A 23984-nucleotide genomic window follows, 5' to 3' on the forward strand; every position below is an offset into this window, starting at 1 on the left:
GCCCGCCGTCAGTCGAGCGTGAACAGTTCGACGCGTTCGGCAACCCCGCGTAGCCGGTACTGGCCCAGCGAAACCAGCGCAGGGCGCCTGTCGAGATGCGGGCGTGCGACGTGGGCGGAGATCACCACGGGCTGATCCACCTGGGCGCACATGCCCGACAGGCGCGCGGTCGTGTTCACGGCGGGGCCGATCACGGTGAAATCAAGCCGGTTGCGCCCGCCGATATTGCCATAGGCCACTTCCCCTGCATGAAGCGCCATCGTGGCATCTGTGATCGGCAGCTTTTCGGACAGGCGCCTGGCGTTCACTTCGGCCATACCGGCACGCAGGGCCTCGACCGTGTCCAGCGCGGCGCTGCCGGCCTCGGCTTCGTCATCGTCGGTGAACACTGCCAGCAGTCCGTCGCCGATGAACTTCAGAACGTTGCCGCCGCGTTCCTCGATCCGCTCTACCACCATGCCGTAATAGTCGTTCAGCATATTGATCAGCGCATCGCTTTCCAGGGTTTCCGAGAGTCGGGTAAAGCCCGCGAGGTCGAACATCAGGATCACCGCGCCAATCCGTTCGGTGGTGCCACGCAGGATCTCGCCGCGCAAAACGCGGCGGCTGGCATCGTCGCCGAGATAGGCGCCCAGAAGGTCGCGCGCCATGCGGTAGTTCGCGTTGGACTTCAGCGCCAGACCAAGCACGGGAAGGATGGTGCGCAGGTCGTCGATATCGGTTTCTGAAAACCCGCCGGGGTGATCCGTTGTCCATGAGGCCAGCACCCCCACCGCGCTGGCCAGCGGGTCGGTCACGTCGCCGGGGCGGTTGCGCGTCTGGTCGGTGAAGCTGAGCTGCTGGGCGAAATACTCGGTCGCCCCCTGCGCCAGCATTTCCTCGAACATCGGGAATTCAAAGGGGCGCAATGCGGGCGAGATCGGGCGGCGCAGTTCGTCGGCGTCGCCCTCGACCAAAGCCTTGAGCGGGCTGTCGTCCCAGCCGGTGGTGACATCGAGATCACGGACATACTGTTCGTGCAGGAAACCGCCCTTGCGCTTCCAGCGATAGGCGACCCCGCCGACCGTTGGGTGCTGGGCGCGCATCGAAAGGTTGGCTCGCAGGATCGGAAGGCCCGCCGCAATCAGGCGTTCGCAGAAGTCTTCGGTCAGCGTATCAAACGTGGTGCCGATCACCCCGTGGTGGGTGATCCACTCGCAGATCTCGCGAATCTGATGCTTGCGACGGGGCGGTGTCATGCCGCCCCGTACAAGGCGTTTGTGTCAATCCCTGGCATAGCCAATTGTTTGCAGTGCTTCCTTGATTTCGTCAAGGATTGCCGGATCGTCGATTGTGGCCGGCATCTTGTACGGCGTGCAATCTGCGATATTCACCATGGTCCCGCGCAAGATCTTGCCCGACCGTGTCTTGGGCAGGCGGTCCACCACCACGGCCAGCTTGAACGCCGCCACCGGGCCGATCTTTTCGCGCACCAGTTTGACAACCTCTTTCACCACGTCGCCATGATCCCGATCGACCCCGGCATTCAGGCACAGGAACCCCAACGGCATCTGGCCTTTGAGCTGATCGGTCACGCCGATCACGGCGCATTCCGCCACCTCGGGATGGCTGGCGAGAACCTCTTCCATCGCGCCGGTCGACAGGCGGTGCCCGGCGACATTGATCACGTCGTCGGTGCGCGCCATGATGTAGACATAGCCGTCTTCGTCCATCATGCCCGCGTCGCCGGTTTCGTAATAGCCGGGAAAAGTGTTGAGGTAGGATTTCTTGAATCGCTCTTCGGCGTTCCAAAGGTTGGGCAGCGTGCCGGGCGGCAGCGGCAGTTTCACGGCAATGGCACCCAGCGTTCCGGGCTCAACCGGGTGTCCGGCGTCGTCCAGAATGGTCACCTCATACCCCGGCATCGGGACCGTCGGGGACCCAAGCTTGGTGGGCAGTTCCTCGATCCCAAGCGGATTCGCGGCGATGGCCCAGCCGGTTTCGGTTTGCCACCAGTGATCAACCACCGGCACCTTGAGCTGGTCCTGCGCCCAGACGATGGTATCCGGGTCCGCGCGTTCCCCGGCAAGATACACCTGCTTGAGACAGGAAAGATCATATTTTCCGACATATTCACCGGTCGGATCCTCGCGCTTTACCGCGCGGAACGCGGTCGGGGCGGTAAAGAACGACTTGACGTTATGCTCGGAAATCACCCGCCAGAAAGTGCCCGCATCCGGCGTGCCGACAGGTTTGCCCTCGAACACGATGGTGGTGTTGCCATGGATCAGCGGACCGTAACAGATATAGGAGTGGCCCACGACCCAGCCCACGTCGGACGCGGCCCAGAACACGTCGCCCGGATCGACATTGTAGATATTCTTCATGGTCCAGTTCAGCGCCACAAGCTGCCCGGCGGTGTGCCGGATCACGCCCTTGGGCTGGCCCGTGGTGCCCGACGTATAAAGGATATAGGCCGGGTGGTTGCCCTCGACCGGTACGCATTCGGCCGGCTCCACACCATACTGGAACCCATGCCAGTTGTAATCGCGCCCCTCGATCAGCTTGGCAACTTCCTGTTCGCGCTGGAAAATGACGGTGAAATCCGGCTTGTGATCGGCCAGGTCGATAGCCCCGTCCAGCAGCGGTTTGTAATGCACCACGCGGCCCGGCTCCAATCCGCAGGAGGCGGCGATGATCGCCTTGGGCCTGGCATCATTGATACGCACGGCCAGCTCGTTGGCGGCAAATCCCCCGAACACGACCGAATGAATGGCGCCCAGACGGGCACAGGCCAGCATAGCTTCCAATGCCTCGGGGATCATCGGCATGTAGATGATGACGCGGTCGCCCTTTTCCACACCCTTGGCGCGCAGCGCACCGGCCAGGTTGGCGACACGGTTGCGCAGTTCGACAAAAGAGATTTCGCGCTTGGTATGGGTAATGGGCGAGTCATAGATGATGGCGGTCTGTTCGCCGCGCCCGGCCTCGACATGACGATCCACCGCGTTCCAGCAGGTGTTGACCCTGGCATCCGCAAACCATTCAAACAGGTTGCCGCCCTTGTCAAACAGCGCCTTGCTGGGCGGCTTGTCCCAGTCGATCGCCTGCGCTGCCTGCATCCAGAACCCTTCGGGGTCGTTCTTCCAGCTTTGGTAAACGTCTTGATAGCCCATGGCATTCTCCTCCGAACTCGTTGCAAATGTGTTACGCAAGCCAACGGCTTTGCGGCAAGATACTTTGGCGACGCCGCGTCAGATTACCGCAAAATATTTGCAGGAAAAGCGGATAATAGCTTGCAAATTTTTGCAAACATGGCGATATTCGCGATTTTCTTGGGTGTGACGCGAGTTTTTGCAAAACTGCAAATTTTCCGTGTGCAAAACTTGCAGCTCAGAGGCCGCGGGATTCGCCGCCCCTTCATTTTGCCGAAAATACTCCGGGGGGTGTGGGGGGCTGGCCCCCCACTGCGACCTAGCCGTAATGCGCCACAGGCGTTCCGGCGATTGCCGCCACGTTCAGCAAGCCGCGTGCGGTGATGGACGGGCTGACGATATGGGCCTTGTTGCCCATCCCCATCAGGATCGGTCCCACCTCAAGCCCGTCCGAGCGCATCTTGAGGATATTGCGCACGCCCGAGGCCGCATCGGCATGGGCGAAGATCAGGCAGTTGGCCTCGCCCTTGAGGCGCGAACGCGGGAAGATGCGCGCGCAAAGATCCGGGTCCAGCGCGGTGTCGACATTCATCTCCCCCTCGTAGACGAAATCGCATCCCCTCTGGTTGAGCAGGGCAATCGCCTCGCGCAGGCGTTTGCCCGAGCCTTCACGATGGTTGCCGAATTGCGATTGCGAGCACAGCGCGATCCTGGGTTCCAGGCCGAAGCGCCGGATATGGCGCGCCGCGCCTTCGGTGATCCGCGCGATCTGGTCGGGGGTCGGGAGTTCCAGAACCTGGGTGTCGGCAACGAACAGCGGCCCGTCTTCCAGGATCATCAGCGACAAGGCACCATGCGGGCTGCGCCCGTCGCGGCCCAGCACCTGCGTGACATAATTCAGGTGCCAGCGGTATTCGCCAAATGTGCCACAGATCAGCGCGTCGGCATCGCCGCGCTGCACGGCCACCGCGCCAATCGCGGTGGTGTTGGTGCGCATCACGGCGCGCGCGATGTCGGGTGTCACGCCGTCCCGCTCCATCAACTCGTGATAGGTGGTCCAGTAGTCGCGATAGCGCGGGTCGTTTTCCGGGTTCACGATCTCGAAATCCCGCCCGGGCCGGACCGACAATCCGTGGCGCTCGCAGCGCACCTCGATCACCTCGGGGCGACCGATCAGGATCGGGGTCTCGGTGGTTTCTTCCAGCACGGCCTGCGCGGCGCGCAGCACGCGCTCATCTTCGCCCTCGGCAAAGACGACACGGCGGCTCGAGGCGCGGGCGGTTTCGAACAGCGGGCGCATCAACAGCGCCGACTTGAATACGGACTGGTTCAATTTCTGCTTGTAGGCGGTCAGATCGTCGATGGGGCGCGTGGCCACGCCGCTGTCCATCGCGGCCTGGGCCACGGCGGCCGACACCACACCCACAAGACGCGGATCGAACGGTTTCGGGATCAGGTAGTCGCGCCCGAAATTCAGCTGTTCGCCCTTGTAGGCGGCCGCCGCCTCTGCCGATGTGGTGGCGCGCGCCAGTTCCGCGATGCCGGACACACAGGCGATGGCCATGTCGTCATTGATCTCGGTCGCGCCCACGTCCAGCGCGCCCCGGAAGATGAACGGAAAGCACAGCACATTGTTGACTTGGTTGGGAAAGTCGCTGCGCCCGGTGGCCATGATCGCATCCGGTTTTACCGCGCGCACCGCATCGGGCATGATTTCCGGCGTGGGATTGGCCAGGGCAAAGATGATCGGGGTGTCGCTCATCCGGGCCGCCATTTCAGGCTTGAGCACGCCGGGGCCGGACAGGCCCAGGAACATATCTGCGCCGCCGATCACGTCATCCAGCGTGCGTAGCCCGGTATCCTGAGCGAATTCGGCCTTTTGCGGGTTCATGTCCTCGGTACGGCCCTTGTAGACCAGACCGTGAATGTCGCACAGCCAGACGTTTTCACGCCGGACGCCCAGTTTCAGAAGCATGTTGAGGCAAGCGATGCCCGCCGCACCGCCCCCCGTGGACACGATCTTGATGTCTTCAAAGGATTTTCCGGCCACGCGCAGCGCGTTGGTGGCCGCCGCGCCCACCACGATGGCGGTGCCGTGCTGATCGTCGTGGAACACGGGGATGCTCATGCGCTCGCGGCACAGTTTTTCCACGATGAAGCAATCCGGCGCCTTGATGTCTTCGAGGTTGATCGCGCCAAAGGTCGGCCCCATGGCGCAAACGATATCGGCCAGCTTTTCGGGGTCGGGTTCGTCCAGTTCTATATCGAAACAGTCGATATTGGCGAATTTCTTGAACAGAACCGCCTTGCCTTCCATCACCGGCTTGGAGGCCAGCGCACCAATATTGCCAAGGCCCAGCACCGCCGATCCGTTGGACACCACCGCGACAAGGTTCTGGCGCGCGGTATACAGCGCGGCATTGGCCGGGTCGTCCTTGATCTCTAGGCAGGCTTCGGCCACGCCGGGCGAATAGGCGCGCGACAGGTCGCGGCCATTGGCCAGCGGCTTGGTCGCGCGCACCTCCAGCTTGCCCGGTTTGGGATTGGCGTGATAGAAAAGCGCCGCCTGGCGCAGGGTTTCGTTGCTGTTGTCGGACATGTCAGGACTCGATTTCCAAATTTGGTTTAGCCTTAAACTAGTTTTCGCGCCGGGAAAATGGGCAATCCTGACGCAACGGCATCCTCTTGCAAATCATCCATGGGCGCTCCACAGTTTCCCGATAGCGAGGGAAGACATATGCCGGAAGCTCGGGCCGAGATACGCCTGCCGACACGGGAATTGCGCATCGATGTCCCGTACTACACCAAAACGCCGGGAATGCGCATGGATAAGATATGTCCGGTTGGCGCCCCGTTGATCATGGTGGCGTTTGGTCCAACCGGCGCGATCCGCGTTGCGCGGGGTATGGCGCCCCGTTATGGCGAACCCGAATGGCCGTGGACAGCTTGCCCGGTGCAATCAAACCTTCCGTGGAGGAAACATGAGTCTGGAAAAAGCCGCCTTTGGTGTGCGTGAAAACGCTTATGCGCCCTATTCCCAATTCAAGGTGGGCGCGGCGATCCGCGCGGCCAATGGTACCGTATTCGCGGGCTGCAATGTCGAGAATATCGCCTATCCCGAAGGCACCTGTGCCGAGGCCGGGGCGATTGCCGCCATGGTCGCGGCGGGCGAGACGCGCCTGACCGAAGTGTTCGTGGTGGCCGACAGCCCGGTGCCCGTGACGCCATGCGGCGGGTGCCGGCAGAAGCTGGCCGAGTTCGGGGCGGGCGATGTGCCGGTGACGCTGTGCAATCTTGACGGGGTGCGGCAGGAAATGACATTGGCCGACCTTTTGCCGGGCGCCTTTGGCAAGGATCATCTGGCCGAGGGCCACGGGGATCGCGACTGAGATGGATGCGCGCGCGATCATAGCAAAGCTGCGCCGGGGCGATGCGCCCGGGCGCGAGGAACTGACGTGGTTTGCCCAGGGGTTGGCCGATGGCGTGGTGAGCGATGCCCAGGCCGGGGCCTTTGCCATGGGCGTGTGCCTGCGCGGGCTGGGAGACGAAGGGCGTGTGGCGCTGACGCTGGCGATGCGCGACAGTGGCGATACGCTGACGTGGGATTTGCCGGGACCGGTATTGGACAAGCATTCCACCGGCGGCGTGGGCGATTGCGTGTCGCTGGTGCTTGCGCCCGCGCTGGCGGCCTGTGGGGCATATGTGCCGATGATCTCGGGGCGCGGGTTGGGCCATACCGGGGGCACGCTGGACAAGATGGAGGCAATCCCCGGGCTGTCGACCGGGCTGAGCGAAGACCGGTTTGCCGGGGTTGTGCGGGAAACCGGGTGCGCGATTGTCAGCGCAACGGCGGAAATCGCGCCGGCGGACAAGCGGCTTTACGCGGTGCGCGACGTGACGGGGACGGTGGAAAGCCTGGATCTGATCACCGCCTCGATCCTGTCCAAGAAACTGGCGGCTGGTCTGGAAGGTCTGGTGCTGGATGTGAAATGCGGCTCGGGCGCGTTCATGAAATCGGTGGACGACGCACGCGGGCTGGCGGGGGCGCTGGTGGAGACCGCAAACCTGGCCGGGTGCCGGACCAGCGCGGTGATTTCGGACATGAACCAGCCTTTGGCGGCGTCGCTGGGCAATGCGCTGGAAGTGGCCGAGGTGATGGACGTGCTGTGCAACGGGGCTGGCGGGCCGCTGGCGGAATTGTCGGTGTCGTTGGGGGGTGTTCTGCTGGCCGATGCAGGGCTGGCGGATGATCTGGATGACGGTATCGCGCGGATGCTGGCCGCCCTGACGGACGGGCACGCGGCAGAGCGGTTTGGCCAGATGGTGGCGGCCATGGGCGGACCAGTGCAATTCACTGAAAACTGGCAGCGGTTCCTGCCCGAGGCGATTGTGATCCGTGAGGTGCCTGCGCCCCGGTCGGGCTTTGTGACGGCAATCGATGGCGAGGCGCTGGGCCTGGCCGTGGTGGCGCTGGGCGGCGGGCGGCAGGTGGAAAGCGACGTGGTGGATCCGGCGGTGGGCTTTTCCGAAGTGGTGCGGCTGGGACAGCATGTCGAAAAGGGGCAGCCATTGCTGCGCCTTCATGCGGCGCGCGAGGACAGCGCCCAGGCTGCGGCCAGAGCGGCGCAGGCGGCGATCACGATTGGCGGCACGGCGCCTGCATTGCCGCCGCTCATTCACGAGAGGATACGCTGATGGCGCGCGCCTTTTTGGTTGTGATGGATTCGGCGGGATGTGGCGGTGCGCCGGATGCCGATCGGTTTTTCAACGGCGACCTGCCCGATACCGGAGCCAATACGCTGGGCCACATCGCGCAGGCCTGCGCCGCGGGGCAGGCCGAAGAGGGCCGCAGCGGCGCGTTGCGCCTGCCGCATATGGACGCGTTGGGGCTGGGCGCGGCGATCCGGCTGTCCTCGGGCGATGACACGCCGGGGCTGGAGGCGAAGGCGACCGGGCTGTGGGGCGCGGCGACCGAGCAGTCCAACGGCAAGGACACGCCGTCCGGTCATTGGGAGCTGGCGGGGGTGCCGGTGCCGTGGGACTGGACCTATTTTCCCAAGGCCGAGCCGTGTTTCCCGCCCGATCTTGTGGACCGGGTGTGCGCGATTGCCGGAACCGACGGTATTCTGGGAAATTGTCATGCGTCGGGAACGCTGATCATCGAGGAACTGGCCGAGGCGCATATCCGCACCGGGCGGCCAATCTGTTACACCTCGGTTGACAGCGTGTTCCAGATCGCCGCGCATGAAGACCATTTCGGGCTGGAGCGGCTTTTGCATTTGTGTCGCGAACTGGCGCCGGTACTGCACGAAATGCGTATTGGCCGGGTGATCGCGCGCCCGTTTGTGGGTGACGGCGAAACCGGGTATCTGCGCACTCCCAACCGCAAGGATTTTGCCATTGCGCCGCCTGAAAAGGTGCTGACCAACTGGGTGCAGGCGGGTGGTGGCGCGGTGCATGGCGTGGGAAAGATCGGCGATATCTTCTCGATGTCGGGCATTGACGACTGCGTCAAGGGCAGCGATGCCGACCTGATGGCGCATCTGCACGGTTTGGGGAAAACAGCAGGAGATGGCAGCCTGACCTTCGCCAATTTCGTCGAGTTCGACAGCGTCTATGGCCACCGCCGCGACGTGTCGGGCTATGCGCGCGCGCTGGAGTGGTTCGATACGGAAATCGGCAGGTTCATGGGCGAAATGCGCGCCGATGATCTGTTGATCCTGACGGCGGATCATGGCAATGACCCGACCTGGAGCGGCACCGATCATACGCGCGAACGGGTGCCTGTTCTGTGTGCCGGAGTTGGAACGGGGCAGGCGGGGATTGTCGATTTTGTCGATGTCGCGGCCAGCGTGGCCACCCATCTTGGGCTGACCCCGCCGCGCGGAAGGAGCTTTCTGTGAGCGTTTCGGACCTGCCCAAGGTCGAATTGCACCTGCATTTCGAGGGCGCCGCCCCCCCTGAATTCATTCGCCAACTGGCGTTTGAGAAAAAGATTGATCTGAGCCGGATTTTCGCGCCTGACGGCAGCTATGCGTTCGAAAACTTCGTGCATTTCCTGCAAGTCTACGAGGCCGCGACCAGCGTGTTGCAGACGCCCGAGGATTTCGCGCGCCTGACCCGCGCGGTGCTGGAGGAAAGTGCGACGAATGGCGTGGTTTATACCGAAACCTTTCTGAGCCCTGATTTCTGTGGTGGCGGCGAAGTGGCGGCGTGGCGCGAATACCTGCACGCCATCCGCGAAACCGCCGACCGGGCCGAGGCGGATCTGGGGATCGTCATGCGCGGCATCGTCACGCCGGTGCGCCATTTCGGCCCGCAACAGGCCCGGCGCACGGCGCTGTGTGCGGCGGAAACGGCGGGCGACTGGATCGTGGGCCTTGGCATGGGCGGTGATGAGGGCAAGGGCAAACAGGGCGATTTTGCCTATGCGTTTGACATGGCGCGCGAGGCGGGGCTGCGCCTGACGACCCATGCGGGCGAGTTTGGCGGGCCCGACAGCGTGCGCGACGCGATCCGCGATCTGCGCGTTGAACGGATCGGCCATGGTGTGCGCGCCATCGAAGATCCGGCGCTGGTCGAGGAGCTGGCGGCGCGCAAGATCACGCTGGAGGTGTGCCCCGGATCAAATGTGGTGCTGGGCCTGTACCCGGATATGCCCAGCCATCCGATCGCCCGGCTGCGCGATGCCGGTGTGCCGGTCACGGTGTCCACCGACGATCCACCGTTTTTCCACACCACGATGCGGCGTGAGTATGACATGCTGGCCGCGGCGTTCGGCTGGGAAGAGGATGATTTTCTGGCGCTGAACCAGACGGCTCTGGCGGCGGCATTCTGTGACGAGGATACCCGCGCGCGGGTCAAGACAAAACTGGAGAAAACCTGATGGATCACCTGACCGTCGTCGATCACCCGCTGGTACAGCACAAGCTGACATTGATGCGGCGCAAGGAAACCTCGACGGGCGAGTTTCGCCGGCTGCTGCGCGAGATCAGCCAGCTTCTGGCCTATGAGGTGACGCGCGAATTGCCCATGACCACGCGGCGGATCGAAACGCCGATGCAGGAGATGGACGCGCCCGTGCTGGACGGGCGCAAGCTGGCGCTGGTGTCGATCCTGCGCGCCGGGAACGGGTTGCTGGACGGGATGCTGGAACTGGTGCCTTCGGCGCGCGTGGGGTTTGTGGGTCTGTATCGCGACGAGGAGACACTCAAGCCGGTGCAGTATTATTTCAAGGCGCCGTCCGAGCTGAATGAACGGCTGGTGATCGCTGTTGACCCGATGCTGGCCACGGGCAATTCTTCGGCGGCCGCCATCGATCTTTTGAAGGCGCAGGGCGCCACCGACATCCGCTTTCTGTGCCTGCTGGCCGCGCCCGAAGGTGTGGCGCGCATGAAGGAGGCGCACCCGGACGTTCCCATCGTGACCGCGTCCCTGGATGAACGCCTGAACGAGAAAGGCTATATCCTGCCGGGGCTTGGCGATGCGGGCGACCGTATGTTCGGGACGAAATAGACGATTTTGTGGCAACTCTGCGGTTTACTCAAATAGGTTTGTACGTCTAGACTACCCCTACATCTTGTGGGGGCAAAATGAGAGTGACCAGAGTAATCGCGATCGGTGTGATCGCGGCGTCTTTGGGGTTGGGCGTGGTGCACGCCCAGTCCCTTAGTGCAATGGATTCTCCGGCGGAATTCCCGCCGTCGGATTACAAGGGCAAGCAATATGTCGACAGCCGGGGCTGTGTGTATATTCGCGCCGGAATCGATGGCAACACCACCTGGGTGCCGCGCGTGTCCCGTGACCGCAAGGTGATCTGCGGGTTCAAGCCGACCTTTGACGAGCCCGTGGCGGGAACGGTCAAGCCTCCCAAGCTGGACAGGAATGTGGTGACGATCGCGCCGGCCGCCACGCCGACCGAGTCGCCTGCGATCTTTGGCACGAGCAAGCCGAAAACCGCGGCGCCGGCCGCCACGGCCACGGCTGCCAAGCCGAAGGCGGCGCAACCGGCCCCCAAGACAGTGGCAAAGACCACTCCCAAGCCGAAAACAGCGACAGCCACCACCACGGCGGTGGTCGCGACCAAGCCAAAGACCGCAACGGGGCGCACGACGACATCCAGCGGTCAGCCGCTCTATACCACGCCCGTCGCCGTGCCTCCGACCGCCACGACGACGCCGAAACCAGCCGCGACGACAACCACGACCGCGCCACGCCGCACGACGACGCAACCGGCCCGTGCCGCCGGAAGCCTGTCGCCCTGTCGGGGCGGTGCCAGCACCTATAAGGGGATGAAAGTGCGCTGTGGTCCGCAAAGCGAAAGCCCGGTTACGCCCGGTTCGGGCAACCCGACGGCCGCATCGCCAAAGATGCAGTTTGACCGGCAAAGCTCGTTGCGGCGGGGAACGCCGGGGCAGATCGTGCGTGAAGGCGAGGTCAGCCCGGACACTCGTGTCTTGCCGCGTCATGTGTATGAAACGAACCTTGCCACCCTGGTCAAGACCGATGTCCCCGAGGGGTATCGCCGGGTTTTTGACGATGGCCGTCTGAATCCGCGCCGCGCCGAGATGACCTTTGCCGGAAAGGCCCAGTCTGACCAGATATGGACCCGCAAGACACCGCGCCGGCTTATCCAGCGCAAAGTGGGTGATACGGTGGTGGTGTCGTCCAAATCGTCATCCTGGGCGGCGCCGTACGAACCCGAGCCCGAGCCCGCGCCAGTTGTGTCCTCGCGATCGGGTGCGGCCGAAAAAACGTTGCGGTTGAGCGGCACGCCATATGTTCAGGTCGGCACTTATGCCGACAGCGACACGGCGCAGGCGGTGGCCAGGCAGGTGCGTGAGCTGGGCCTGCCGGTGCGGATTGGCAAGTATCAACGAGGTCAGGACGTGCGGCGTATCGTGCTGGCCGGGCCGTTCAGCGGCACGACAAGCGCCGAGGCCGCGCTGGACAAGGCGCAAGGCGCGGGATTTGCCGGAGCGTTCCTGCGATAGCCGGGTTGGTCAGCTGTCGCAAATCCCCTGAAGCGCAACCCAGTCGCCATCCCCGAGCACCGGTTTGGGGGTGGTCGTGAACGGATCGGCCTCGATCAGGGCGAGCGTGGTTTCGCCCGAGGCATCCAGCGCATAGGCATAAGGGCTGATGCGCAGTTTGGCGGTTTCGAAGGCAAGGATCAGCGCCTCGTCATCCGGGCGCTGCCGGTCGGTCAGGATCAGGTCTTCGGCATGGGCGCGCAGGATGTCTTGGCTGAGGTCGCCGGTGGTGAGCAGGCGAAAACTGGCTGAAATTCCGGCCGCTTGGAGCAATTCGCCGAGGGCATCGCCTGCGCGCAACCGCTCGGCAACGACAAAGCCGGCGGTTACGTCCGGCTCTTCGAAGTCTTCGATCGTGGCGCGATTGAGCAGGACGATCCCGCCGGGCAGGGCCGCCGCGCCCTGCACACCGCCGGGAACAACCACGAGGCGGCGTACGCCCAGCCGCCGTTCCAGCTTGCGCAGCGCCGGGCGGGCGAGAAACCCGTCGCATGGCGCTCCGGTGAGCCTTAGACTTTGGGCGAGCAACGCATCGCCGATATCCTGGCGCTTGGCCTGGGGCACCACCGAGAGCGCGTGGTTTCGCAGCGCGCCGGGCAACCAGAACAGGGCCAGCGCGGCAATCGCCAGCGCTGTCGCCCCGGCGATGGCCCAGCGCAACCGTCCGGGTTTGGGTTTGCTCCGTGCCACGGCGGCGCAGAGTTTTTCGATTGCCTGGATCATGTCGGCTTCGTCTGCGCCGATCTCCAGCGTTTCGCCGGGGTCGCCATCTGGAAAATAGATGGCCGGGCGGGTTCCGGGGTTTTGCCGGCGTACGGCGGGCAGGGACCAGTGGGCCAAGGCCCGGTCCTGCATGTCGGTGATGACCAGTGTGGCATCGCCGATCGACACGATCACGTCGCGGCGTTGTTCGTTCGGTGCGGGCCGCCAGAGGGCGGTTGCCTCGAGCCGTTGGTATTTCTGGAGTGCCGTGGTCATTGGGGGCTGCTCTGCCTCTGATTTGGGCACAGAGTACACGGGGACGGCGCGTTGGGCAACGCGCCGCGAAAGGGGGCCAGCCCCCTCCTGGCCCTTTGGGCCAGTTCACCCCCGGGATATTTCCGGCCAAAAGAAGTGCGGGGGCCGGACCTAGGGTCAGGACCCATTAATCCTGCGCCACTGGTTTAACAGATTTGCTGTCTGACTACGTACAATGCCGCAGGAATAGTGGTTCTATTTCAAGGCATTGAAAGGACGTCAGGCGGCAAATCCGTCAAATCCGTAGGACGCCAAATCCACTTCATCCCAGCGGCTTGGCACGCTTGGAAATAGAGCCACTATGTCCGGCGCGCGCCAAACCCCCGATATTTCGTGGATTTGGCGCCAGTGGTGCAGGATTAATGGGTCCTGACCCTAGAGGGATCTGGCCAGTTTGCGCAGTGCGAATTTCTGGATTTTGCCAGTCGATGTTTTAGGCAATTCCTGGAAAACCACCTGTTTCGGGGTCTTGAACCCGGCAAGGCCTTGGCGTGCGAAGGCGATGATTTCGGCCTCGTCGGCCGTGGCGCCGTCAAGCAGTTCGACGAAGGCGCACGGCACCTCGCCCCATTTTTCATCGGGTCTGGCGACCACGGCGGCAAGATTGACGGCCGGGTGGTGCATCAGCACGCCTTCCACCTCGACCGAGGATATGTTTTCGCCACCCGAGATGATGATGTCCTTGGCACGGTCTGTGATCTGGACATAGGTGTCGGGGTGCTGGATGGCGATGTCGCCCGAGTGGAAATAGCCGCCCTTGAAGGCTTCGGCGGTGGCGTCGGGATTCTTCAGGTAGCCTTTCATCACGCCATTGCCACGGATCATGATTTCCCCCTGGGTTTCGCCGTCCATCGGGATCCGGGCCATGGTTTCATCCATGACGGTGACATGTTCGTTGAAGGGCATGGCCACGCCCTGACGTGCCTTGATCGCGGCGCGTTCGCTGCCTTGCAGGCCGTCCCAGCGGGCGTGATCCCAGAGGCATTCGGTGGCGGGGCCGTAGACCTCGGTCAGGCCGTAGACCTGTGTGACGTTGAACCCCATCGGTTCGATCCTGGCCAGCGTGGCCGGGGCGGGGGGGGCGCCGGCGGTGAAGACTTGGACCGTGTGGTCAAAGGCGCGGCGTTCGCGTTCGGGCGCGTTGACCAGCATGTTGAGCACGATCGGGGCGCCGCCGAAATGGGTGACACCTCCGTCGGCGATGGCGTTGAAGATGTTGGGGGCGGTGATGTCGCGGCAGCACACGAGCGTGCCGCCGATCATGGGCATCATCCAGGTGTGGCACCAGCCGTTGCAGTGAAACAGCGGCACGATGGTGAGGTAGACCGGGTGCAGCACCATGCGCCAGCTGAGCACCTGGCCCATGGCGTTGAGATAGGCGCCGCGATGATGGTAGACCACGCCCTTGGGATGTCCCGTGGTGCCCGAGGTATAGTTCAGCGCAATGCTTTCCCATTCATCCTCGGGCAGGATCCAGGCAAATGTTGCATCGGCCCCGGCCAGCAGGGTTTCATATTCGGTGTGACGCCCGGTTGCGGGATGGCCGTGCGCCGGGTCGGCGACTTCGATGATCGCGGGAGCGGTCCCTTCCATCGTTTCGCAGGCCGCTTTGGCCAGGGGCAGGAATTCGGTATCGACAAGCAGCACCTTTGCCTCGGCGTGATCAAGAATGTAGGCCACGGTGTGCACGTCCAGCCGGGTATTGATGCTGTTGAGCACGGCGCCGCAGGCGGGTACGCCGAAATGCGCCTCGGCGGCGGCGGGGATGTTGGGCAGCAGGGTTGAGACCACATCGCCGGGTTGCACCCCGATCGCGGCCAGCGCCGAGGCCAGCCGGGTGACGCGGTCGTGGTATTCGCGATAGGTTTTGCGATGCGGGCCATGGGCCACGGCAAGGTGATCGGGAAAGACATCGCGCGCGCGGTTCAACCCGGACAGCGGTGTCAGCGGTACGTAATTGGCGGCGCATTTGCCCAGCCCGGTTTCATCTTTCATCCAGCCCATCCGACCCTCCCTTGATTCTTCTGGTACATGTCGGTTTTACGACAGACGATATGGCGGGCGGTAGCGCGTATTATTCCCCGGGGGGACAGCATGACCACATCGCAGCAGGATCATCCGATGGCGGCGGCGCTTTTGATGTTGGGCGCAATGGCGTTGATCGGGCTGATTGACAATTTCATAGCACGGATCGCCGAAAGCATCGGGCTTTGGCAATTCGTGATGCTGCGTTCGGCGCTGATGGCGCCATTCCTTGTGGTGATGGCGCGGATTGGGCTGGGGCGGTTGCGCCCTTTGCGCTGGCGCCGGGTGCTGGCGCGGGGCGTGATGCTGTCGGTATCGATGTTCCTGTATTTCGGGGCGCTGGGGCTGATGCCGATCGCCGAGGCGCTGGCCGGGCTTTTCACGTCTCCGATTTTTGTATTGTTGATCAATGCGTTGATCCAGCGGGAAAGGATCGGACCCCGGCGTATCCTGGCGGTGGCGGTGGGGTTTGTCGGTATTGTGCTGGTGTTGCAGCCCGGCGCGCGCGGAGTCAGCCTGGTGATGCTGATGCCGGTGGCCGCGGGGTTCTTCTATGCGATCAGCTCGATTGCGACGCGCAGCTGGTGCGCCGGGGAAAGCGCTTTGTCGCTATTGGGGGCGAACATGCTGTTGCTTGGGGGGCTGTCCGGGCTGGTGCAACTGGGGATTGGTGTGCTGGGGTCTGAGAACGGGACATATCTGGCGCGCGGCTGGGTTTGGCCGGTCTGGGATGTGGCGCCGTGGCTGCTGGTGCAGGCGGTGGGATCTTTGGCCGGCGTTTACGGCATCATTCGGGCCTATCAGCTTGACGTGCCGTCGAATGTTGCGGTGTTCGAATACTCGGCCCTGATCTGGGCGCCGCTGTTCGGTTTTTTGTTGTTTGGTCAGGGTGTTGGCCCCTGGCAGATCCTGGGGGTCGCGCTGATTGCATTGGCTGGAGTGATCATTGCGTTGCGCTCGCGCCCGTCTCGGAAAGCGCGATCCGGGCTCGCGCGGTGAGGCCCGCCGGGGCGATGCCGCAAAACCACCCAATTCGCGGCTAACTTGTTTCGAAGTTTACACACCTAATGAGAACGGCGGAATTGACCGCCTTTCAGTTGAGGTTTGCGATGTTTGGGGCCAAGCGTGGATCAGGGCGCCGGGATATGGTGGCGCGGCGGCGTCAAAGCCTGGATGATCCGGTGATGACCGGTGCGGGATGCGGCCTGATCGAGGGCACGCTGGTGGCCGGGCGCGCGGGCTGGGTGCCGGTAGAGACGCTGGCGCCGGGCGATGAGGTGCTGACCTTTGACAACGGTTTCCAGCCCCTGACGGCGTTGATCCGCGATGACGCATGGTGTGAGGACATGCTGTTGCCCCGGGTTCTGTGGCCGCTGGTTGTTCCGGCGGGAACGCTGGACAATCGCGAACCGTTTTGGGTGCTGCCCCATCAAGGCGTGCTGATCGAATGCGAGGACGTGACGGACGCGCATGGCGATCCTTATGCCGTCGCGCCCGGCGCGGCGCTGGAGGCGTTGCCGGGTGTCGTGCGCCAGCAACCGGGCGGCAGCGCGGCGGCATTGTTGCCGGTTTTCGCTGGGGACGAGATGGTGTTTGTCAATCATGGTGCGTTGTTGTTCTGCCCAAGCCACTGGGGCTTGCGGGAAGGCATCCTGCCACGCAATGGCGGGGCGACCAGCTATCGGATGCTGACCGTGGGCGCGGCCAGTGCATTGATAGAGGAGATGCTGGCGGACCCGGACGACAGCGCCGTTGCCTGACGAGGCGCGCCAGAAACGAAAACGCCCGGCTGCCAAGGCAACCGGGCGCATCATGTGGCGTGGTGCGCAGGGTTACGCGGCTTCAGCCCTGGGGCCGAAGCGGCCATAGAAACTCTGGCCCTTTTCGGCCATTTCGCGCAGCAGCGGCGGGCAGGCAAACCGTTCGCCAAACCTGGCGGCCAGTTCGTCGCAACGCTCGGCGGCCCAGGGTGCGCCGACGATGTCGAGCCAGCTGAACGGGCCACCCGACCACGGCATGAAGCCCCAGCCAAGGATCGCGCCCACGTCGCCTTCGCGGATGTCTTCCAGAACACCGGCCTCCAGCGCACGCACGGCTTCCAGCACCTGGGCAAAGATCAGGCGATGCTGCACTTCGGTTAGTTCGGGCTGATCGTCCAGCAACGGGAACTTGTCGTTGAAGCCCTTCCAGTATCCCAGGCGCTTGCCGGTCTCGTCATAGTCAAAGAACCCGGCCTTGGCCTTGCGGCCAAAGCGGCCCTCGTCGACCATCCAGAAGGTCACGTCATCGGCGATGGATTTCGGATAGGCATCGCCCATCGCGGCCATGGTTGCCTTGGCGATCTTGGCGCCGAGGTCCAGCGAGGTTTCATCGACCAGCTGGATCGGCCCCACCGGGAAGCCCAGAAGCTGTGCAGCGTGATCCAGCAGCGGGCGCGCCACGCCTTCACCGGCCATCATCACACCTTCGTTTATGTAGGGGATGATGCAGCGGTTGGCATAGAAGAAGCGTTCGTCATTGACGACAATCGGGGTTTTCCTGATCTGGCGCACATAGTCCAGCGCCTTGGCCACGGCGCGCGGGCCGGTTTCCTTACCTTTGATGATCTCAACCAGCGCCATCTTCTCGACCGGCGAGAAGAAGTGGATACCGATGAACTGATCCTTGCGCACGCTCGCCTCGGCCAGACCGGTGATTGGCAGGGTCGAGGTGTTGGAGGCAAAGATCGCATCCTCGGGGATGATCGCCTCGACCTTCCTGGTCATCTCGGCCTTGACGCCCGGATCTTCGAACACGGCTTCGATGATCAGGTCCACGTCCGACAGAGCGGTCAGATCCGTGGTGGCGTTGATTTTCGCCAGCATCGCGTCTTTCTGCTCGGGCGTTGCCTTCTTGCGCTTGATACCCTTGTCCATGAAGCTTTCGGAATAGGCCTTGCCCCGGTCAGCGGCGTCCTGCGTGGTGTCGATCAGGACAACATCCATGCCCGCCCTGGCCGACACCAGCGCAATGCCCGCGCCCATCATGCCAGCACCCAGAACGCCAACCTTTCTGACGGTCTGGTCCGGTACGTCGGGACGGTTGGCACCTTTTTCCAGCGCCTCCTTGTTGATGAACAGGGACTGGATCATCGCCGAGGAGGACGGGTTCATCAGAACGTTGACGAACCAGCGCGCCTCGATCTTCAGCGCCGTATCAAACGGCACCATGGCGCCTTCGTACACGGCGCTCAGCAGGGCCTTGGCGGCGGGGTAAACCCCCCATGTGTTGCCGTTGACCATGGCCGAGGCGCCCACGAAGGTCATGAAACCGGCGGGGTGATAGGGTTCGCCGCCGGGCATTTTATAGCCCTTGGCATCCCACGGCTTGACCAGATCGGCGTCTTTTGCGTTCAGCACCCAGTCTCGCGCGGCGGCAACCGGATCGTCCACCACTTCGTCGATGATGCCGGCGGCCTTGGCTTTCCCGGGATCGACCATCTTGCCCTGCAACAGGAAGGGCGAGGCAGCCATGGCGCCCATCTTGCGCACGAAACGGGTGGTGCCGCCCATGCCCGGGAAGATGCCGACCATGATTTCGGGCAGGCCGATCTTGGCCTTGGGGTTGTCGGCACAGAAAATGCGGTGGCAGGCCAGCGGCAGTTCCAGGCCGATGCCAAGCGCGGTGCCGGGCAGGGCGGCGGCAATCGGCTTGCCGCCCTTGTTGGTCTTGGGATCCATACCCGCGCGTTCGATCTTGCGCAGGAAGGTGTGGCCCTGCATCGTGAAGTCGAACAGCGCCTTCGCGGGCTCGTCACCGGCGTTTTCGCGGATCGTGCCCAGCACGTTCAGGTCCATGCCACCGGCGAAGGTATCCTTGCCGCTGGTGATCACGGCGCCCTTGATGGCGTCATTGGCCAGCACTTCGTCGATGCAGGCTTCCAGTTCGCCAAAGGCTTCCTGGCGCAGGACGTTCATCGACTTGTCAGCCACGTCCCAGGTGATGATGGCAACGCCGTCGTCGCCCACGTTCATTGTGAAATCGGTCATGTTCTCTGTCTCCCTGAAGGATGCAATTCTGTCAGGCCGCAAGGCCATGTATTAGGTCAGGCCGTCTTTCCAGAAACCGGCGGTGATCGGGTTGATGATGGCGGCATAGCGAAACCCTTGCGGTGCAACCCGCAACACCAGAGTCTGGCGCTGGGGGTCAACCGGATGGGCATCCAGTGTGATACGATGCACATCCACCGTCGCCACAAGCAGATCGGGACCGGGGCGGATCACGTCGATCACTTCCTGGTACCAGACCGGACCCGCCGCACCGTCCGAAAGACGGTTCAGCGTTTCCAGATGCGTGCGCAGCTGGTCGGCATCTTGCAGCACCTTGGTCCTGTCGCCGTAGATCAGGGAGACCGGGAAATCGTAATAGGTCTCCATCTGCGCAAAGTCGCCTCGCGCTCCGGTTCGCCGCGCGGTGTCGAGAAACGCCCGCACCTGCGCCACGACAGGCCCGATCTGATCACGTGTTTCCGGCATCTCCTGGCCCTCCGGTCTGGCTTAGACGCGTTCGATGATGGTGGCGGCCCCCATTCCAGAGGCGATACAAAGCGTCGCCAGGCCCACTTCCTTGTCCGAGCGTTCCAGCTCGTCCAGAAGGGTGCCGATGATGATCGCGCCCGTGGCCCCCAGCGGGTGGCCCATGGCGATAGAACCACCGTTGACGTTGACGAGTTCGGGGTCCACGTCGAACGCCTGTTGAAAACGCAACACGACCGAGGCGAAGGCTTCGTTGACCTCGAACAGGTCAATGTCGCCAATGGTCATGCCGCTATCGGCCAGGATCTTCTGCGTGGCCGGAACCGGACCGGTCAGCATGATCGTGGGATCGGTGCCGATCTTGCAGGTCTGGCGAATGCGGGCGCGCGGTTTCAGGCCGTATTTCTTGCCGAATTCCGCGTTGCCGACCAGCACACCCGCGGACCCGTCCACGATGCCCGAGGAGTTGCCGGCGTGGTGGATGTGATTGATCTCTTCCAGATGCGGATATTTCATCAGCGCGATCTTGTCGAAACCGGGCATGACCTTGCCCATATCCTCGAACGAGGCCTTGAGGCTGCCGAGGCTTTGCATATCGGTGCCGGGGCGCATGTATTCGTCGTGCGCCAGGACAGGCAGGCCGTTGATGTCCCGCACGGTGATGATTGACCTTGCAAAACGGTTGTCATCCCAGGCTGCCTTGGCACGGCGCTGGGATTCCACCGCCAGCGCATCGGCCTGATCACGGGTGAATCCGTATTCGGTGGCGATGATGTCCGCCGAGATGCCTTGCGGGACAAAATAGCTGTCCATGGCCACCGACGGGTCAACCGCGACCGCCGCGCCGTCCGAGCCCATGGGCACGCGGCCCATCATTTCCACGCCACCGGCGATATAGGCATCGCCCGCGCCGCCCTTGACCTGGTTCGCGGCCAGGTTCACCGCTTCCATTCCGCTTGCACAGAACCGGTTGATCGCCAGCCCCGGAATCGATTCATCCAGATCGGAGGCCATCACGGCAGTGCGCGCAAGGCAGCCACCCTGTTCCTTGACCTGGGTTACATTTCCCCAGATCACGTCCTCGACAGCATGGCCGTCAAGCCCGTTGCGTTCTTTCAGCGCGTTCAGCACATTGGCCGACAGGCGCACCGATGTGACTTCGTGCAGGGCGCCATCCTTGCGGCCTTTGCCGCGCGGGGTGCGCACGGCGTCATAGATATATGCTTCGGTCATTTGCATCTCCTTGATCAGGCGCGGTCCGCTGGGGAGCCGGGCATCAGGTCATAGGGGTGTTTCCACCCCGGCGTTTCTTGAATGTTGGTCAGCCAACGGTCGATATTGGGCCAGTCGGCGCGATTGAACCCGAAGGGTTCGTCATAGAACAGATATCCGCAGCAGGTCAGGTCGGCGTTGGTCATGCCATCGCCCACGATCCAGTCACGTCCCTGAAGATGCTTGTCCAGAATTGCATATGCGCCCTTCAGTCGTCCGAGATTGAACGCGATAACCTCTTGGGGCTGCTTGTCCTCGGGAAGGAAATTCATCAGGAACCGCGTCATACCGGCCATGGAGCTGAGTTTGTGGTTATCCCACAATTGCCAGCGCAGAATTTCGCGCGCCTCGGCCTTGTCCTTGCCGCCGAACCTGCCGGATTTTTCGGACACGTAACCCTGGATGATCGCCGATTGCGTCAAGGTGATGTTGCCATCGACAAGCACCGGGGCCTCGCCCATTTCGTTGACGGTTTCGCGGTATTCCGGGCTGCGGGTCTGGCCGGCGAAGAAATCGACCTTGACCGGCGTCCAGTCCAGTCCGCTGAGTTCAAGCGCCAATGCGGCCTTGTATGAATGGCCGGATTCCCCAAAGCAGTAGAGTTTGATCGTCATCGTTGCCTCCCTGTGGCTGATGTCGGAGCGGGGGTTTCACACCCCCGCACCCCCGTGGAGTATTTTTGGCAAAATGAAGCCATTTAGCCTTTACGCCCCATTAAGGTTGATGTGCTTCCATCTCCTGTACGGTACAGGCTGGAGAGCCGATGGCCGCGCAAGGTGAAGCTCTGCCGTCCCGCCCTGTATCCACTTGGAAACCGGGCCGGATGGCAGAGTGGACCTGTCTCTTCATTTTGCCGGAAATACTCTCGCCGAAGGCATCCAGCTCTCTCGCAAGGCGCGTCCAGTTGCGATGAATGGCTGCCTGTGATTTCAATCACCGTTTCCGTTCCTCGAGTTCCGAGTTGAAGCGGCGCAGCCGATTCCCGAGCTTTTCCGTGTCTGTCACTCCGTCGAAATTCTCGAACAGAAAAGAGAGAGCCTCGCCTTCGTCGAGACCTGCCGCCGACGCAAATTTGCGCAATCCGCGATAACCGTCCTCGGTCATGGCGATCTGAAAGCGTCGGGTCAGGCGGAAACGTTTGGGCATCGGTCCTCCGGTAACGGTATCCGGGAAGGCGGGGCACACCCCGCCACCCCCTTTAGAATGCGTTGGCCTCCAGAGCCATCACTGTGTCCGCGCCCGTCTGGATGCGCGCCAGGTGCATGGCCGTCGCCGGAAGGCGGCGGGCCATGTAATAGCGCCCGGTTGCCAGCTTGGTCTCGTAGAACGCGGCGTCAGAGGTGCCATTGTCAAGCGCGGACGTGGCGGCCCGGGCCATCTGCGCCCACATCAGGCCCAGGCAGACATGCCCGAACAGATGCATGAAGTCATACGAGCCAGACAGCGCGTTATTGGGGTTCTTCATCCCGTTTTGCATGAAATACATACCCGCTGCCTGAAGATCCTTGGAGGCGGTTTTCAGTGGTTCGACGAAGTCTTTCAGCGCCTCGTTGTCACCATTTTCCTTGCAGAATGTCTTGACCACATCGAAAAAGGCCATGACGTGCTTGCCGCCATCCTGAGCCAGCTTGCGGCCTACGAGGTCGAGCGCCTGGACGCCATTCGCGCCTTCGTAGATCATCGCGATGCGGGCGTCGCGGGTGAACTGGCTCATGCCGTGTTCTTCGATATAGCCGTGGCCGCCATAGACCTGCTGGGCCTGAACGGTCATGTCATAGCCTTCGTCGGTCAGAAAGCCCTTGATGACCGGGGTCATCAGCGAGATCAGCCCGTCGGCATCCTTGTCGCCCTTGCGATGGGCGGCGTCGATCAGCGTTGCCCCCCAAAGGATAAAGGCGCGTGCGCCTTCGGCAAAGCTCTTCTGGTCCATCAGGGAACGACGGATATCGGGATGCACGATCAAAGGATCGGCTGGCCCGTCCGGGTTTTCGGTGCCGGTTACGGCGCGGCCTTGCAGGCGGTCCCTGGCATAGGCGGCGGCGTTCTGATACGCGACTTCGGCGGCCGCCAGCCCCTGCATTCCCACGCCGATACGCGCTTCGTTCATCATGGTGAACATGGCGCGCATGCCTTTGTGTTCTTCACCCAGAAGATAGCCTTCGGCCTCGTCATAGTTCAGCACGCAGGTCGAGTTGCCGTGGATGCCCATCTTTTTCTCGATATTGCCCACCGATACGCCGTTGCGCGCGCCGATATTGCCATCGTCATCCACCTTGAACTTGGGCACGATGAACAGCGACACCCCCTTGATGCCCTCGGGGCCGCCGGGGATCTTGGCGAGCACCAGATGGACGATATTGTCGGCCATGTCGTGATCGCCCGCCGAGATAAAGATCTTCTGGCCGGAAACCTTGTAGGTGCCGTTGGCCTGCGGCTCGGCCTTGGTGCGCATCAGCCCCAGATCCGTGCCGCAATGCGGTTCGGTCAGGTTCATGGTGCCGGTCCACTCGCAGGACACCATCTTCGGCAGCCATTTGTTTTTCTGGTCTTCGGTTCCGTGCGCCAGGATGGCCGACGCGGCGCCGTGGGTCAGACCCTGGTACATGGTGAAGGCCTGGTTGGCCGAAGAGAACATCTCGCCCACGGCGGTGCCGAGTACATAGGGCATGTTCTGACCGCCATATTCTTCGGGCATGTCCAGCCCCGTCCAGCCGCCGTCCTTGACTTGCTCGAATGCCTCTTTGAAGCCGGTCGGCGTGTAGACGACACCGTTTTCCAGGCGGCAGCCTTCGCGATCGCCGATTTCGTTCAGCGGGGCCAGGACTTCGCCGGTCAGCTTGCCGGCCTCTTCCAGTACGGCATTGGTGAAATCGGCTTCCAGTTCATCATATCCGGGAATATCGGATCCCGAAATGTTCAGCACGTCGTGCAACACGAACTGCATGTCCTTGACGGGGGCGGTATAGGTGGGCATCAGGTCTCTTCCCTTG

The 23984-nt window shown here is 62.9% G+C and carries 19 protein-coding genes; 8 read left to right on the forward strand and 11 right to left on the reverse strand.

The annotated features are described in order from the left end of the window. Positions 1–8: 8 nt before the first annotated feature. The 3 genes from I3253_RS03315 to I3253_RS03325 form a co-directional block, all read right to left on the reverse strand. Complete coding sequence (locus I3253_RS03315; RefSeq protein ID WP_197916224.1) at positions 9–1238, reverse strand: adenylate/guanylate cyclase domain-containing protein; 1230 nt, start codon at positions 1236–1238, stop codon at positions 9–11. A gap of 24 nt (positions 1239–1262) precedes the next feature. Continuing rightward, a complete protein-coding gene (gene prpE / locus I3253_RS03320) occupies positions 1263–3155 on the reverse strand; it encodes a propionate-CoA ligase PrpE (protein ID WP_197916225.1) in 1893 nt (630 codons plus the stop codon). 298 nt (positions 3156–3453) lie between these two features. Continuing rightward, entirely contained in the window at positions 3454–5733 is a 2280-nt protein-coding gene (locus I3253_RS03325; RefSeq protein WP_197916226.1) for an NADP-dependent malic enzyme, read from the reverse strand. A gap of 382 nt (positions 5734–6115) precedes the next feature. Between I3253_RS03325 and I3253_RS03330 the strand changes: the two genes are divergently transcribed. The 6 genes from I3253_RS03330 (at position 6116) to I3253_RS20685 (ending at position 12127) form a co-directional block, all read left to right on the forward strand. Further along, positions 6116–6523: a cytidine deaminase gene (locus I3253_RS03330; protein WP_197916227.1), complete on the forward strand. Its 408-nt coding sequence runs from the start codon at positions 6116–6118 to the stop codon at positions 6521–6523. A 1-nt stretch (position 6524) separates the two neighbouring features. Further along, positions 6525–7829: a thymidine phosphorylase gene (locus I3253_RS03335; protein ID WP_197916228.1), complete on the forward strand. Its 1305-nt coding sequence runs from the start codon at positions 6525–6527 to the stop codon at positions 7827–7829. Continuing rightward, positions 7829–9037, forward strand: coding sequence for a phosphopentomutase (locus I3253_RS03340; RefSeq protein WP_197916229.1), 1209 nt, complete (start codon positions 7829–7831; stop codon positions 9035–9037). The genes I3253_RS03335 and I3253_RS03340 overlap by 1 nt, the downstream gene beginning before the upstream one ends. Continuing rightward, a complete protein-coding gene (locus I3253_RS03345; protein WP_197916230.1) occupies positions 9034–10020 on the forward strand; it encodes an adenosine deaminase in 987 nt (328 codons plus the stop codon). Before I3253_RS03340 ends, I3253_RS03345 begins: the two co-directional genes overlap by 4 nt. Beyond that, on the forward strand, positions 10017–10649 hold the full coding sequence (upp, locus tag I3253_RS03350) for a uracil phosphoribosyltransferase (protein ID WP_197916582.1): 633 nt from the start codon (positions 10017–10019) through the stop codon (positions 10647–10649). The genes I3253_RS03345 and upp overlap by 4 nt, the downstream gene beginning before the upstream one ends. A gap of 77 nt (positions 10650–10726) precedes the next feature. Beyond that, entirely contained in the window at positions 10727–12127 is a 1401-nt protein-coding gene (locus tag I3253_RS20685) for an SPOR domain-containing protein (RefSeq protein WP_197922524.1), read from the forward strand. Between the two features lie 9 nt (positions 12128–12136). Here I3253_RS20685 and I3253_RS03360 read toward each other — a convergent pair whose 3' ends face one another. Then, positions 12137–13144 carry a hypothetical protein gene (locus I3253_RS03360; RefSeq protein WP_197916232.1) on the reverse strand — a complete coding sequence of 336 codons (1008 nt, stop codon included), beginning with the start codon at positions 13142–13144 and terminating at the stop codon, positions 12137–12139. A gap of 414 nt (positions 13145–13558) precedes the next feature. After that, entirely contained in the window at positions 13559–15187 is a 1629-nt protein-coding gene (locus I3253_RS03365) for an AMP-binding protein (protein ID WP_197916233.1), read from the reverse strand. Between the two features lie 90 nt (positions 15188–15277). Here I3253_RS03365 and I3253_RS03370 point away from each other — a divergent pair, with 90 nt between their 5' ends. Together I3253_RS03370 and I3253_RS03375 are read left to right on the forward strand one after the other, a co-directional pair. After that, positions 15278–16207 (forward strand): DMT family transporter, encoded by a 930-nt coding sequence (locus I3253_RS03370; protein WP_197916234.1) that lies wholly within the window; start codon positions 15278–15280, stop codon positions 16205–16207. Positions 16208–16317: 110 nt separating this feature from the next. Then, positions 16318–16968 carry a Hint domain-containing protein gene (locus I3253_RS03375; protein WP_197922526.1) on the forward strand — a complete coding sequence of 217 codons (651 nt, stop codon included), beginning with the start codon at positions 16318–16320 and terminating at the stop codon, positions 16966–16968. 72 nt (positions 16969–17040) lie between these two features. Here I3253_RS03375 and I3253_RS03380 read toward each other — a convergent pair whose 3' ends face one another. The 6 genes from I3253_RS03380 to I3253_RS03405 all read right to left on the reverse strand — a co-directional run bounded on the left by I3253_RS03380 (position 17041) and on the right by I3253_RS03405 (position 23968). Continuing rightward, positions 17041–19236 carry a 3-hydroxyacyl-CoA dehydrogenase NAD-binding domain-containing protein gene (locus I3253_RS03380; protein ID WP_197916236.1) on the reverse strand — a complete coding sequence of 732 codons (2196 nt, stop codon included), beginning with the start codon at positions 19234–19236 and terminating at the stop codon, positions 17041–17043. A 51-nt stretch (positions 19237–19287) separates the two neighbouring features. Continuing rightward, positions 19288–19722 (reverse strand): hypothetical protein, encoded by a 435-nt coding sequence (locus I3253_RS03385; RefSeq protein ID WP_197916237.1) that lies wholly within the window; start codon positions 19720–19722, stop codon positions 19288–19290. Between the two features lie 21 nt (positions 19723–19743). After that, positions 19744–20955 (reverse strand): acetyl-CoA C-acetyltransferase, encoded by a 1212-nt coding sequence (locus tag I3253_RS03390; RefSeq protein WP_197916238.1) that lies wholly within the window; start codon positions 20953–20955, stop codon positions 19744–19746. Between the two features lie 14 nt (positions 20956–20969). Further along, a complete protein-coding gene (locus I3253_RS03395) occupies positions 20970–21608 on the reverse strand; it encodes a glutathione S-transferase family protein (protein ID WP_197916239.1) in 639 nt (212 codons plus the stop codon). Positions 21609–21927: 319 nt separating this feature from the next. Beyond that, positions 21928–22140 carry a hypothetical protein gene (locus I3253_RS03400; RefSeq protein ID WP_197916240.1) on the reverse strand — a complete coding sequence of 71 codons (213 nt, stop codon included), beginning with the start codon at positions 22138–22140 and terminating at the stop codon, positions 21928–21930. A 52-nt stretch (positions 22141–22192) separates the two neighbouring features. Further along, positions 22193–23968 (reverse strand): acyl-CoA dehydrogenase C-terminal domain-containing protein, encoded by a 1776-nt coding sequence (locus I3253_RS03405; protein WP_197916241.1) that lies wholly within the window; start codon positions 23966–23968, stop codon positions 22193–22195. Positions 23969–23984: the final 16 nt, after the last annotated feature.

The organism is Thiosulfatihalobacter marinus, from assembly GCF_016019955.1.
Taxonomy (GTDB): domain Bacteria; phylum Pseudomonadota; class Alphaproteobacteria; order Rhodobacterales; family Rhodobacteraceae; genus Shimia; species Shimia marinus_A.